General features: G+C 41.4%; 10 protein-coding genes. 3 read left to right on the top strand and 7 right to left on the bottom strand.

Annotated features, from left to right (window positions below; genetic code table 11):
• Positions 1–32 precede the first annotated feature (32 nt).
• From DXB58_RS01340 to DXB58_RS01330, 3 genes are all read left to right on the top strand, one after another.
• Positions 33–911, top strand: coding sequence for a sialate O-acetylesterase (locus DXB58_RS01340; protein ID WP_122135658.1), 879 nt, complete (start codon positions 33–35; stop codon positions 909–911).
• Between the two features lie 206 nt (positions 912–1,117).
• Positions 1,118–4,249, top strand: a complete 3,132-nt coding sequence (locus DXB58_RS01335; RefSeq protein ID WP_122135657.1) for a TonB-dependent receptor — start codon at positions 1,118–1,120, stop codon at positions 4,247–4,249.
• Positions 4,250–4,268: 19 nt separating this feature from the next.
• Complete coding sequence (locus DXB58_RS01330) at positions 4,269–5,873, top strand: RagB/SusD family nutrient uptake outer membrane protein (RefSeq protein WP_122135656.1); 1,605 nt, start codon at positions 4,269–4,271, stop codon at positions 5,871–5,873.
• 390 nt (positions 5,874–6,263) lie between these two features.
• Here DXB58_RS01330 and DXB58_RS01325 read toward each other — a convergent pair whose 3' ends face one another.
• The 7 genes from DXB58_RS01325 to DXB58_RS01295 all read right to left on the bottom strand — a co-directional run bounded on the left by DXB58_RS01325 (position 6,264) and on the right by DXB58_RS01295 (position 14,296).
• Positions 6,264–7,037 (bottom strand): hypothetical protein, encoded by a 774-nt coding sequence (locus DXB58_RS01325; RefSeq protein ID WP_122135655.1) that lies wholly within the window; start codon positions 7,035–7,037, stop codon positions 6,264–6,266.
• A gap of 67 nt (positions 7,038–7,104) precedes the next feature.
• A complete protein-coding gene (locus DXB58_RS01320; protein ID WP_199487895.1) occupies positions 7,105–8,385 on the bottom strand; it encodes a rhamnogalacturonan acetylesterase in 1,281 nt (426 codons plus the stop codon).
• A 21-nt stretch (positions 8,386–8,406) separates the two neighbouring features.
• Positions 8,407–10,011, bottom strand: a complete 1,605-nt coding sequence (locus tag DXB58_RS01315; protein ID WP_122135654.1) for a fimbrillin family protein — start codon at positions 10,009–10,011, stop codon at positions 8,407–8,409.
• A 21-nt stretch (positions 10,012–10,032) separates the two neighbouring features.
• Positions 10,033–10,923, bottom strand: coding sequence for a fimbrillin family protein (locus tag DXB58_RS01310; protein WP_117937037.1), 891 nt, complete (start codon positions 10,921–10,923; stop codon positions 10,033–10,035).
• A 31-nt stretch (positions 10,924–10,954) separates the two neighbouring features.
• On the bottom strand, positions 10,955–11,905 hold the full coding sequence (locus DXB58_RS01305) for a fimbrillin family protein (RefSeq protein WP_122135653.1): 951 nt from the start codon (positions 11,903–11,905) through the stop codon (positions 10,955–10,957).
• A gap of 278 nt (positions 11,906–12,183) precedes the next feature.
• Positions 12,184–13,314, bottom strand: coding sequence for a glycoside hydrolase family 88 protein (locus DXB58_RS01300; protein ID WP_122135652.1), 1,131 nt, complete (start codon positions 13,312–13,314; stop codon positions 12,184–12,186).
• Between the two features lie 13 nt (positions 13,315–13,327).
• A complete protein-coding gene (locus DXB58_RS01295) occupies positions 13,328–14,296 on the bottom strand; it encodes a polysaccharide deacetylase family protein (protein ID WP_122135651.1) in 969 nt (322 codons plus the stop codon).
• Between the last annotated feature and the right edge of the window lie 26 nt (positions 14,297–14,322).

The raw sequence follows: 14,322 nt of genomic DNA, 5'->3' as shown, positions 1-14,322 counted from the left end.
TAGTTTATAAAATCATAAAACATTGTTCTATCATGAAAAATTTATTGATCCTTTTTATACTTGCATTCAGTTGCAACTGTATGGCAGGCAACAACGAACCTGCCCATGTAATTATCATCGCCGGACAATCGAATACCGATGGACGCGTTCCTAACGACCGTTTACCGGACTATATCAAAACAATGGCAACAGATACGGCTTTTACTGCAGGAGCCTACAAGTATTGCAAAATAGCCCAAAACCGTACAGACGGTAAATTCCGCCCCTTCTGGCCTAAAAGCAAAAGAAGAGCCAAGCCCAACACCTGGGGATACGATGCTGTCACCTACTATTGGTTGGAACAGCTGTGGCAGGAACCGTTCTATGTTATCAAATGGGCAATCGGTGGAACCTCCATAGAGCCTTCCACCACTTCGGATAAATCTGTCCACTGGTCAGCGAACCCGGAATGGTTGGCAAACAACGCAGCGACCAGTGAGAAAGGACGTTCATTACTCCTGTCTTTCATCAATGATATCGACGGTTGCATTGACAACACATTATCCAAATTGAAGAACGGTTATCAAATTGACGCATTCCTGTGGCATCAGGGAGAAAGTGACCATGCTTACGGAGACAAATATTACGAGAACCTGAAAGCGGTAGTCACCTATGTGCGTAATCATCTAAGTGCAAAAACAGGAAAAGATTACTCCAACCTTCCTTTTATTTTCGGTACGGTGGCTAAAAAGAACAAACAGTATGGCAGCGAAGTGGAAGCCGCCATGAAACGTTTTGCCAAGGAAGACAAGAATGCCTATCTGATAGATATGTCGGATGCGGAACTAATGGGCGACCGTTTGCATTTTAACCAAAATTCGGCTGAATATTTGGGCAAACAGATGTACGAACAGATAAAAGCAGTCCGTTGAAAAGGCTATATTTGTACTTTCATAGGGGATAGCGTACAAATACCAAATGTGTTTTTTAGCGATTAGTATGAAATTACATCTTTTCCGTACGAATATTTGAGCGTAATTTCTTCTAATACGCTTCCTTTGCAGAGGAAGTCAGGCAAACGGCAAACCGTGTCCGCATCTTCTATTATTTACTAATTTAATCACTTAGATATATCAACATGAAAAACATTTTGCATGGAAATGGCAGTCTGGGGAGGAGGATTCAATATCTCCTTCTAATGACTCTGTTCGTAGTACAATCTACCCTGTCGTTCGCACAAACCCGAACGGTGACAGGTGTAGTCGTAGATGAAAAAGATGAACCGATTATCGGTGCAAACGTCACAGTGAAAGGAACTGCCAAAGGAACGATTACTGACTTAGACGGTAAATTCGTACTCTCGGCTCCCAAAAGTGCCAAACTGCTGGAGGTGTCCTTTATCGGATATAATACTCAAACAGTAACTATCACCGATAAAATCCTCCAAATAAAACTGTCAGAGTCTGCTATCGCTTTGGATGAGGTTGTAGCTATCGGTTACGGTAGTGCCAAGAAAGGAAATGTGACCGGAGCCATTGCCAAAGTAAATGCTGAAAAGTTGGAAGACCGGGCTACAACCAATATTGCCTCTTCCCTGCAAGGACAACTGGCAGGTGTAGAAGTTCGCAGTACTACCGGTGAACCGGGTTCCGAATTACAGATTCGCGTACGTGGAGCCGCCTCTATTAATGCGGACGCCACTCCTTTATATGTAGTGGACGGTATTCCTGTCGATGATCTTGGCAGTCTTAACCCCGGAGACATACAGTCTATTGAAGTATTGAAGGATGCTTCCTCATCAGCCATCTACGGTTCCCGTGGTGCCAATGGCGTTGTTTTGATTACTACCAAACAAGCCGGTGCAGATGAAAAAGTCAGGGTACAATTCCAGGCATCTTTTGGTATTCAGTCATTGGAAAGAAAAGTAGATGTATTATCCCCGGAAGAATGGATTGAATTTCGTACGGCATATAATAATAACAGATATATTTCTCAATACGGAAGCAAAGGGGCAACGATTGAGGATGATTACGCCACCCGCCTGGCAATGATCGGTGGAAAGGAAAGTTATTATTTCCTGAATGACCCTCGCTGGACAGAACCGGGTTACGGTAATTTGCAATTGATTGACTGGCAGGACGAATTTTTCCGCCTGGCTCCGATGCAGAATTATCAGTTGTCTCTTTCAAGCGGACGCGGTAACACCAAATATCGCGTATCAATGGGATACACAGATCAACAGGGTATCGCTATTGAAAGCAACTATAAACGTTTGAATTTCCGTGCCAATGTGGAATCCAAGATATTCAACCGGATTACTGTCGGAGTAAACCTTGCACCATCAGCCAACTGGAGCGATGGTGGACGTGTAGACGGTAAAGACCGTCAGGCTACAAACATGCTGACTATGGCTCCGCTCGCAGAACCGGAGGATGGCATCTATACAGGATCCGGCTCACGCGGCTATTATCGTTGGACAAGCTCCAGCAAAATAAGCCCGATTGCTTACATGGAAGAAGTGACAAACCATGGCGAAAGCGTCCGGCTCAATTCAGCAGCCTATGTAAAAGCGGATATATGGAACGGTCTCAAAGCTGAAGTCACCGGTTCATATAACTTCAGCAGCACTCAATCCCGTTCATTCATTCCAAGTAGTGTAACCAAATATCGTACAGATAGCGAAGGCTACAAAACAACTGCAAGCCGTTCTGAATCACGCAGTAATAAATTTCTTCTTCAAACGATTCTGCATTATGATAAAACAATCGGCAAACATACGGTCGGTGCAATGGCTGGTTACTCAATGGAAAGCTCCGGCGGTTCTTCCAGCAGACTAAGTGCAACCCAATTCCCCGATAATTCTCTGGAAGTATTCGATATGGCGGACGTTGTATTAACAGCTGCAGCAGCCTCTGTTTCCACTCCTTCCCGCCTGATGTCTTATTTCGGGCGTTTACAATACGAATATGATGACCGCTATCTGCTGACTGCAAGCATCCGCCGCGATGGTTCTTCCCGCTTTGGTAAAGCAAATCGTTGGGGAGTGTTCCCGGCTGTTTCTGCCGCTTACCGTATTTCAAACGAAAAATTCTGGCCGAAAGACTTCGTTATGAACTCATTGAAACTGCGTGCCAGCTGGGGAGCAAATGGAAACAATTCTATACCGACAAATACAGCTCTTGCCAAATTAAGCAGTGCCAATTACTCATCCGGAACAATCATCAATGGTTTTGCTCCTACATCGCTCGCTAACCCCGACCTCGGCTGGGAAAAGACCGAAAGCTGGAACGTTGCCTTCGACATGGGATTGTTCAACAATCGTATTTTCATTTCTGCCGATTATTATGTGAAAACGACCAAAGACCTGCTATATCAGGTGACTGTTCCCGCATTACTTGGCTTCACCAAAGCATGGGGAAATATCGGTTCTATCCGTAACAAAGGTTTTGAATTGGAAGTAACTACGCAAAACCTTACAGGAAAATTGAAATGGAGTACTTCTCTGAACGTTTCTTATAATCAAAATAAAGTCCTTAGCTTGGGAGATGATAATAGCACTGTATTTACAGGATATGACAGTACCACGCAGGTATTTATGGTAGGTCAACCCTTAAGATCTTTCTATATGTATGATGCTGTCGGAGTCTATCAGACACAGGCAGATTTACAAAAATACCCTGTGATGCAGAATACGAAAGTAGGTGACGTACGCTATCGGGATGCCAACGGTGACGGAATTATCAGTGATAGTGACCGTACCTTAATGGGGAAACCTGACCCGGATTATACTTTCGGTATAACAAATACTTTCAAGTATAAAAACTTTGATTTATCTGTCCTGGTTACAGCACAAACTGGGGGACATATCTACGGAGTATTAGGACGTGCAATGGACCGTCCGGGTATGGGAGCTAACGGTAACGTGCTCTCTCACTGGAAAAATATGTGGAAATCAGAAGCAGAACCGGGCGACGGTAAAACTCCGGGGATCGACAATGCCAATACAGGCCAATTCTATGACAGCCGTTGGCTATACAGCACAGATTTTATTAAAATCAAAAACGTAACATTAGGATATCGTCTTCCACTTAAAAAGAAATTCGTACAAAATGCAAGAGTTTATTTATCTGGGGAAAATCTCCTGATGTGGGATAAATACGACGGCGGTTTCTCACCGGAAGCTAATAATGGCGGTTCAACGGGGGATTATGATTACGGTTCATATCCACAAGCCAGAGTGATTACTTTAGGAGTTAATGTTACATTCTAAATCAAAAAAGAAAGAAACCATGAAACTATATAAATATCTTATAAGCGGAGGATTAGCTTTGACATTATCACTGTCCTCTTGTGAAAGTTGGCTGGAAGTAGAGCCTAACGATACACGGACTACAGACTATTTTTATTCCACGCCCAGTGAAATGGAACAAGCCTTGATCGGCATCTATAATGGTCTGCTCCCTATATCAGATTATTCCTGGTTAATGTCCGAAGTACGATCTGATAATGCCTGGGTAGATAAAACGACCGACAAACAACGTGATTATATTGACATAGGGACCTTCAACCCGAACATATCTACCATCAGTACCCTTTCGGGAGCCTGGAATGATTTATATGAGATTGTTGCACGCGCCAATATGTTTCTTAGTAAAACAGACGGAGTAACCTTCTCCTCGGAAACTATCAAAAACCAGTTCATCGGTGAAGCTAAATTTTTGAGAGCACTGGCTTACTTTGATTTGGTACGCTATTTCGGCCGAATCCCTATTGTACTGGAACCGGTGTCTGTGAATGAAGCAATGGCTATCAAGCAATCCGAACCTGTAGAAACGTATGAAACAGCGATTGTTCCCGACTTAGAAGACGCTGTAAAAAAGCTGGTAGACACTCCGTTGAACTATCAGGGAAACAGTGCTTCAGCCGGACGTGCAACTTTAACTGCTGCAAAAGCGCTATTAGGACGTGTCTACCTGACAATGGCCGGTTACCCTATACAAGACGAGTCAAAAAAAGCATTAGCTGAACAACTATTCAGCGAAGTGATCGATTATGCTTTCGCCAACAACAAATACTGGGCAAGTACCGCCGATGAATGGAAGAAAATATGGATTAGCGAGAATGACAACAAATATCATATTTTTGAAATCCAATATATTGCAGCAAAAAACTATGGCAATCCAATGGTCTTCAACTCTGTTCCGGCAGTCAACGACTCTTATACAAAAATACAAATGTCCGGTAATAGGATCTGGTGCGAAGCCAGATTAGCCGGTCGTTTCAAAGTAACCGACACAGAGGGAGTTTCTTTGGACAAACGTTGTCCAAGCACCATTAACACCGATGATTTCGTAGATGATGACGGAGTTCCTTATACAGGTGGAGAATTCTTCCAAAAATTCTTTGAGCATAAAATGAAACGTAAACTTTTAGGATTTGAAGACATCGATGACCAAATAGCCGATCGTACTTATTTTCCGATCAATTATCCGCTAATCCGGTTAGAAGACGTGATGCTTATGTATGCAGAGATAGTTGGCCCCACTGACAAAGCCATATCACTTGTCAAGCTTATTCAGGAACGTGCCGGAGTTTCAACAATCCCAAGCAGTGTCACTCCTGAAAAGTTTGCAGAAATAGTAGATATGGAGCGCCGCCTGGAACTGGCATCCGAAGGTATTCGCTGGCATGATCTTGTACGTCAGAACCGATATGTAGAAGTTCTACAAGATATGTTCAAATTCTATGGTACAGGTGGAACCGAAGTAATTAGCAAGCCGGAAACATACGAATTATACAAACTGGTTACTAAAGACTCATACATCTATCCAATACCAGATTCACAAATGAAGGTAAAAGAAGGATTGTACGAACAGAACAAAGGATATAATTAAGCGACATAATACTATTTATAAATTTGTTTGAAGGTTAGTAAATGAAAGTCCCCCGGCGACAGTTTGGGGGACTTTCTTGTATGTACAAGATATGATTGTACCCTTTACCATAGTCTGATATTCTCTACAAATTAGCTTTAAACAAGGCTTACTTCTGGTATTCATATTCTGATTATCAATCTTATATTTTTCACATCTTCTCTATATAAGCTTTAAATAACAACCTATTTATTGCAAGAAAACACTGATATAGAACCGCAATAAGGCAACAAATCAATGAGGTATCTCCGATATGAAACTGTGACATGGGAGTTCGACAAAAAGAAGAGGGAAACTGGTAAATCCAATTTCCCCCTTCTTAATGATATAAATACTGCGATTGCTCTTCTTTTATTTACCTATGGCACCTGCCCAGTCTTTTGCAAAGCGGAAATTACCGATATTTCCTTTAAAACCACTGCGATTTCTAAACGAAATTGCTTTCAGACCGGCTTTCAAAGCACCTTCTTCACCAACCACTACAGCATCGGCTTTCGGTTCATTCTGACTTAATTCAGGATCAACAAATAAAGAAACCTCATTCTTATTATAATCGACTTTCAATACCAGTAGATGCGTTGTATTATAATCATATACCATAGGAGCCTCATTACGTTCTTTCATCAAGCCTACAGCAAATTTGATTTTATCATTTCCTTCGCGTCTGACATATACCTGACCACGATTTCCTCCACCAACATAACTGGCACTCGCAGCCAAGATATCTGCCAGATTACTCGAACCAACTTTAGCAAAGTTTACCAGGCAAGCCAGATAATAAGTTCCTTTGGAGTAAACTTTCCCAGATTCTACCAATGAATATACACTGATACGAGAACCTTTCACCCCTTGTGGAAAACCAAAGTTGATAGATGGCCCCGCCTCACTATACCCCGTATACGTCAAAGCCTTTCCAACAGTAGGACTTACAACCCCTTCAACCGGTGTGGTAACAAATGCACCACACCAAGTGTCTACATTAATAGGAGCCCGTTTGTCATCATAAACCACTTTCTCCAAAATGTCACCATCCTTATAACCTTTCAAGAGATCATTCTTTAAAATTTGTGCCTGGCTTCCTACTGCAAGTACCGCCAATGCCATTGATGCTACTACTCTTTTCATAATCTTCTTCTATTTTATATTTTTTAATTGACGTTATTTCTCAAATGCCGGAGTAATCTTTCTGTTATCAATTACCGTCCGGTTTTTCTATTTCTGTAAACGGACAAAGACTCCATTTGAAATTCTCAAATTTATCCGGATGTTTTGGGTCGAATTCTTTATAGTCTTTCCTCAAAAACTTCACTGCATCCAAATCAGCAGTCTTCATTCCTTCAATTATGCATTTGGCCAACTCATAAGCCCCGAAAGTATTGGAATGTGAATTATCTTTCAGCTCCTTCGTTTGTCCCGGATATGTATTGGCAGGATAATGTACGAATGCATGTTTGGAATCCTCTTCTCCCATTGCTTCATAAAGGGTACGGCTTATTTCGTTCAAGTCAATCAAAGGTACATTTTCTTTGGCTGCCAACCAACGAATCGCATCAGGATAATCAAGATGAGTGTTTACTATTTTACCATTCTTATCAAAACGACGACGCTGGGTAGGAGTTACCAATACAGGCTGTGCGCCTCTGGAACGTGCTTCATCAATATAAATCTTCAGATTATACATGAAAAAATAAAAGGCTCCTTTGCCTGGTCCCTTCTGTTTCTGATCGTTATGCCCAAACTCCATAAAAAGATAATCACCCTTCTTCATCTGCGTCAACGCTTTCTTCAAACGCCCGGCACCAATAAAAGTATTGGCAGATTCTCCGGATTCTGCATAATTGGCAATAGCTACCTGATCGGTAAACCAACGCGGAAACATTTGTCCCCAGGCAGCCCAAGGCTCATTATCATAGTCCACTACGGTGGAGTTGCCACAGAGAAAGATAGTAGGCACTTTATCGGCACGTTCAATAACCAAAGAGGTTACGCGAGGTGCATCACCATTAAATTCAAGCGTCAGTTTTTCATCCCAGTTCAACTTATTCTTTTCGCGCGCCTTGATTTTGACTTTCTCTCTTTCACTGATTTTCATATTTCGTTTGTTGACGGTAAAAGATTCAGCAATCATTTCTCCCTTCCTGGTCGGAAGATTCTCAATCAACAGTCGGCGGGACTCGGCACGTACTGTTGTATTCCCTGCTGAATCCTTGCTGCCAAGGGTGACAGTCACTTTATAATTACCATCTGGAACATTGACCGAAAAGAAAAAAGGTTGATTGCTTTTTCCATCCCATGACGGTTGCAAGTCATACCCAAAACCCTGTTCGTCATTGAACAAGGTTTCAGATGTTACTTTGGTATATCCTTCTTTTACTTTTTTGTCGGAAGTAAAGTCGAACTTATAAACTTGTGCCCGGACTAAAAGACAACTGGCTACTAACAACAGACTAACCAAAAGTATTACTTTCTTCATTATCATACGAATATCTTTATATTAGAATCCCAGGAAGAAACGATAAGTATAAACATTGGTCTTAACACCGCCAGTCCCTGCCGAGCCTGCAGTTTTGGAATAAGTAACAATATACATATTCTTATTATTTCGTTCCGTACTGCTCCAATAAGTAGCAGATGTATCCATTGCTTTATCCGATACTTTTATCAACTTAGAATTCAGCCTACTCTCTAAAGAATTATCTTTATCCTGCAAAGCGATAAGCTCTCCACTTGAGGGAACATACCAACCTGTAGTAATAGACGGAGACGGAAAATTACTTTCACAATCATCCTGATATTGGAAACATTCAAAATCTGTTTTGAATGTTTCATAATACAAATCCAGTACTTCCGAGTTATTATATCCCAAAAAACGAAGCGGTTTGTTTTTATTATTTTCATTTGCATCATAATATCCGGTGACAGAAACATAAGAAGAAGTAAATGAAGTGGTCATAAACCAGTCATGTATACTTTGAGTAAGAGCAGGAGAAAATTTACCCGTTTCTGTATAGAGACTCATTACCAATCCATGAACACAATTAGGATGTGAACGAAGCAATGCATCATTATTGGCTGTATAGGGAGTTCCCGCTACGTCTTTATACAGTACAGAAGGCATTGGATTTCCCACCCAACAAACGATTCCAATACAATTATCCTTTGCAGGTTCTGCTTCATTGCCACTTACCACGCTACCATCCGCATAATAATAATCGCCTACCTGCAGATGGTGAGTCACCTCTTTATATCCGCCATCGACAACAAAACGTTTGTACTTCCCTTCTTTCATCTTTTCAGCCGTATCAAACATACATTGTTTATCATTGTAATGACCGATAATTTGATTCTCCGAAGATGGTTTTCTTAACAAACGATATTCGTCTTTCTTCGCGTCATAATAAGGAGAGATTTTCGTTCCTTCATCCACATGGTCCAGATAGAACGCTACATCAACGGGCATAGCAATGTAAGGAGTTTCTTCCGGCATTGCCACTCCCTCTGCATCTGTAAAAATATACCGTGTGGAAGGCAACTTTACAACAAGCAGACTCATACGATGTGTCAACTGAAAACTCAATGTATAGTTTCCATTTTCACCAATCAACGCAGTTGCATTTGAAGTCATCAAGTCCTGCTTCGCATACGTTTTCTGTTCACTTTGTTCTGTTGTCAATTCCCAGCCAGCCACTAAAGGAGCAAAAAAATCATCACCTGTTAAATCTGTTTTCCCTGTCATTTCCGATTGATAAGGATAGTATGCATAAAAAGTCACTCCAGCCAACCGGTCGTCATACAATATCGGTTTGCCCGACCAGCTTGAGCCATTGAACGTAAATGGCATATTATTGATTTCGTCCAATATGCTTCCATCTTTTACGGCAAACAATCCGATTTGATCCCCCTGCGTAAAAGTGGTAACAAACCCTGTATCTTCCGTTCGTGTAGATGGTTCATTGCTAATCAGTCCTGTATCAGTCACATTTAATACAATGCCATTCCGTACATTTCCCGGAACTTCTTCTTCATTTTGAGAACAACCAGCCCAACCGAACAACATGATGGTCAGCAAGGCTACTTGCATAAATTTATATTGTTTCATCTTCGCTTCAATTTTTGAATATTATTCTTTATCCGTTCCTTCCACTTCTTCATCATCACCATCCCACGAAACAGAATCTTTCTCTATTGTCACTTTCAGTCCCGGCTTACCCACTCCTACATTGTATGTATATTGGTGCCCACCTTCCAATAGCCCCTCTCCATTACCAGGTGTATGACCGAAATTCCTGCCATCTTTCAATGTAACTTTGAAGAATGACTTACCGGACATATCCTGTGGAACCATCAACAACTGGAAAGAATAAATATACCCTTCCCTGGCATCTTCCAACTTATAAGGTTTCATCACTATCGCTTCAACTCCCGCCGCAGGCTGTAATTTGCCTTCTGTCATGGTGCCTTTTGTTATGGCACTTACAGTAAACACCATATCTTTCAAGTCTTCCTCCGACACCGTATCTCCGTCACCTTTTACATTGATAATCAGCTTTACTGTTCCATGATGGAATTTAAGTTTCCGTTCGCTACGGAACTTCATTTTCTCATAAGCATAAAGAAAATCCGAGTTTTTATATGACTCTTCATTAGTTTGATCAGTAGCTACAGTCCATTCTGTCAATAAGGTTTCCGAAGAAGGATACCAGGCAAACAACGTTTCTTCTTCCGTTGTCGTATACCAATAAAGAGGATCATTATTTTTAGCGCTCATTTCGCCTGATTGAGAAACCTCATACAGCTTTTGTGAGAAACCATCATAAAGGGAAACAGTTTCTCCCCCATCCCATTCAGTCTTCTCCCCGATGCTGCGCGTAAAAGTCATAGCTGATTTTTCCGCCATTAGTTCCATCGGATATTGATTATTCCGAAACTCGTCTTCTGCTACATTGGTACACGCCCCTAAGAAACCTGTCACTACCAATAAACTACCGAGCCATAATTCATATCTTTTCATATCGTTCTTTTTTTGAATCCTTGTCAGTCGTTTATTCAGTAACCGAAGCAGTCACATCTTTATCCTCTTCTACAATCCAGTCTTCAATTTCCGCTCTGGTAATTGTCATAGCAGGATTTTCGAATGTCACATTGTAAGGATAGGCATGTCCACTTTCCAGATTCTGGACGGGCATGTATTGCGTATAGGTTTCATCGTTCATTCTCACTTCCAGCAAAACTTTTTCCGGCATATCCTGCGGGAATAGAATAATAGATGCAGTCATTTCGCCTTCTGCCGGTTTAACAATGTCCATACTTAATTCCGAGTTCGGAGTAGCACCACTTTTAGCAACAGCCACACCGGTATTTACGTCAAAAGAGCCTTCCAACTGCAGACTTTTCAGGTAAACCTTCATATTATTTAGTGTAGCACCATTGGTTGCTTTAAATTTCAATATGATTTTGGTCATTTTATGAGAAAAGTCAAATGTAACGGGAGCCTCCGCACGAACTCCGGTAGCTTTGGCGAACAGAAAGTCTATTTGCGATTGTTTGTCCGTTGCCTGATCTGCACCGCTTATCGTTTTTGCAATCACCCCTTCCGTACCCGGCAATGTCCCGTTCGTACCCTGATAGGGATAATAGGCATTTAAAGTAAACTCACCTTCTCCCTTCAAACGGATATTATTATCTGTTGAACCTTCATTTACAACACGGAATGCACCGCCGGCTTCATTGCGATATTGGATGTTGATATAAGTATCCACTGCATTAGCCGTCGCATTATCTGCATCTGTTTCAACAGTTACTCCAATACGATCGTCTGATCCCCATGTCGCACCGACAGCACGAGTTTCCTGAACATTATTCACCACTTCATTGATATTTCCGAAAATTTCGATGGGTTTATAAGCACGGTCCGCTTTTCCCGACTCTTCGTCACTACAAGCAGAAAAAACTAATGACACTACCATAGCAGCAGCTAAATACATGTTTTTCATTGATGTCTTCATTTTAAGTTATTGTTTTTTTAATTTTTTACTTCTGCAAATGTAGACGTACTTATTGAACTACACAATGGACGATTGTACGCAAATACCTTGGCAATTATTCATTCAGGGGAACAAAGGACTCCAGAGTATAATTACCTATGGAGAAGTGTATATTATTCTATTTCCATATAAATAGAAAAGGCAGTCGAAAGCAATAACGTAAAAAAGAGAAATTGCCTTCGACTGCCTTATTTTAAAGATGACTGGTTGGTTACGCCCGATGTGTATTATCTCAATTTGTACACCTCTGTTCCGGCAAGCAGGAAACAACCGACTCCGTAATCTTCAAAATCAGGTACACTCTTGTAAGTAACCGGCTGTCCGTCTTTAGGTTCCTTGCCTGTTCCCTGCACATATCCCAGAAATCCGTTCGGATGTACGGCATCTTTCACCATAGCGTTCCATGCTTTTAGAAGGACGGGAAGATACTCTTTACGGTCGAGCAATCCGTTACGGACTCCCCAAGCCATACCATAAACAAATAAGGCTGTACCGGAAGTCTCTTTTCCTCCGAAGTTCGTCGGGTCGTGAAGACTGACATTCCAGAAACCATCTTCACGCTGACATTTCTTCAAAGCCTTGCTCATGGTCAGGAAATCATTGATATAGTCCTGACGGTGTTTCTCGTCAGAAGGAATTTCATCCAATACACGTACCAAAGCAGCATATACCCATCCGTTTCCACGACTCCAATAGCAATCTTCGCCATTCGGCTCTTTATATGGAGGATTAAAATCCTGATCGCGCCACCACAGACCGTCTTTGGGGTTGAACATACCCGTTTCATCATGTTGGCTGCGTGTGTAATAGTACATATCCCACATCTTATCGTAGTATTTCTGTTCTCCGGTCATCTTTCCGAATTTGGCGAAGATAGGCATTGCCATTTGCACGGCATCAATCCACCACCAGTCGTTCACCTGCGGGGTGTTCACCACCATATCGATACTTGCTTTGATATTCCGGATCATGTTCGGGTCTGACGGGCAGATATTATAGATGTCAATGTAAGTTTGCCCGCAACAGTGGTCGTCCGCATTACGGGTAGTATTGCCGTTGCGCATTCCCCATTTGTGGAAATCAGCCCAGTCGTAAGTATACTTATAATAATCCTCACGCGGATAAATAGAATAGAGAGCCATCAATCCTTCATAATATACACCACGCGTCCAGATATTACTGGGACGTACACGACCGTAAAAACTGGGAGTAGTGTAATCGGCATACTTTTTCATAAAGTAACCGTTCACCTTTTTCATAACCTCTAATGTTTCCTTCTGATCGGGCAGAGTTTGAGCACTGACACTGACAACACTTGTCAAGATAAGAAAGAGTAATAGTACTAATTTATTCTTCATGTACATTCTTTGATTATTTATAGTTGAAACTTACTTTTATTTTCCCTGCGTACGGATTGAAATCGAAAATAACCTTATCTCCGGAGATATGTGCAGAAAGCTGCTTTTTGCCTTGTTTCACGGATACTTCCTTCACTTCTTCCCCCACAAGCACCATGGTTAGTGGTTCTGTATACAAATTCTTGTCTAATGTCATTTCAGGAGTAATCGTCAACCCTTTTTTATTCATGGCAATATTTAATTGAACATCATCCCTCTCTTTTATATAGGCAGCTACCTCACGGAATGTACCTATCCAAATCTTATCTTCCAAGCTCTTCACTTTATCCAAGTGTTCCCAAAATAAAGAAGGCTCTTTAAAAGCATCATAACCATAATTAATTCCATGAGTCATACCTACTCCCCACTCTTCTTTTTTCATTAAATCATCCAACCATTTGGCAAATCGTTGGGGAGTCGATTTCCCACCGATCGAAATCTGCCTGGTACGTGTCCCTACCCTATTGTCGGAAGCCAGTGCTACAATTTCATCAGTCTTATAATTATACGGGTAGCAGTAAGTGACAGGTCTAACGCCTATATTGGCAAAAATTGCACTATCATTCTTTTCTATTTCAGTTTTTACTTGTTCCAAAGTCAAACGCTTCGCATTCTGATGTGACCAGCTATGATTAGAAATCTCATGCCCGTTCTTTGCCATTTTCCTTAGTTCATCCCAAGTTATTCGAGGTAATTTGGATGATGCTCCTTGTTCCGTATAATAACCGCAAACCCAAAAAGTTCCTCTAAAGCCACGCTTCTCCAATTCAGGTGCAGCCACAGTGGCATGTTCTGCCAAACCATCATCAAAAGTGTAGGAGATAGCACAAGTCTTGTCCTGTTTATATTTAGCAACATAAACTTTCCAATCTGCTGCCGACAGGGTACTTATACAAAAAGCATAAAAGAAAAAAGTCAGAATAAAAAAAGAAAGTGTTTTCATGATTCTATTATAATGATTAAATACAT

The organism is Bacteroides sp. OM05-10AA, from assembly GCF_003439055.1.
Lineage (GTDB): Bacteria > Bacteroidota > Bacteroidia > Bacteroidales > Bacteroidaceae > Bacteroides > Bacteroides intestinigallinarum.
Note: the sequence above shows the minus strand (reverse complement) of the source record. Positions and strands in the feature narration are given on the sequence as shown.

Excerpts from the sequence above, each read along its gene's own strand:
- DXB58_RS01310 (WP_117937037.1), bottom strand. The coding sequence starts at position 10,923 with ATGAAAAGATATGAATTATGGCTCGGTAGTTTATTGGTAGTGACAGGT.
- DXB58_RS01335 (WP_122135657.1), top strand. The coding sequence starts at position 1,118 with ATGAAAAACATTTTGCATGGAAATGGCAGTCTGGGGAGGAGGATTCAA.
- DXB58_RS01325 (WP_122135655.1), bottom strand. The coding sequence starts at position 7,037 with ATGAAAAGAGTAGTAGCATCAATGGCATTGGCGGTACTTGCAGTAGGA.
- DXB58_RS01330 (WP_122135656.1), top strand. The coding sequence starts at position 4,269 with ATGAAACTATATAAATATCTTATAAGCGGAGGATTAGCTTTGACATTA.
- DXB58_RS01315 (WP_122135654.1), bottom strand. The coding sequence starts at position 10,011 with ATGAAACAATATAAATTTATGCAAGTAGCCTTGCTGACCATCATGTTG.
- DXB58_RS01295 (WP_122135651.1), bottom strand. The coding sequence starts at position 14,296 with ATGAAAACACTTTCTTTTTTTATTCTGACTTTTTTCTTTTATGCTTTT.
- DXB58_RS01340 (WP_122135658.1), top strand. The coding sequence starts at position 33 with ATGAAAAATTTATTGATCCTTTTTATACTTGCATTCAGTTGCAACTGT.
- DXB58_RS01320 (WP_199487895.1), bottom strand. The coding sequence starts at position 8,385 with ATGAAGAAAGTAATACTTTTGGTTAGTCTGTTGTTAGTAGCCAGTTGT.
- DXB58_RS01305 (WP_122135653.1), bottom strand. The coding sequence starts at position 11,905 with ATGAAAAACATGTATTTAGCTGCTGCTATGGTAGTGTCATTAGTTTTT.
- DXB58_RS01300 (WP_122135652.1), bottom strand. The coding sequence starts at position 13,314 with ATGAAGAATAAATTAGTACTATTACTCTTTCTTATCTTGACAAGTGTT.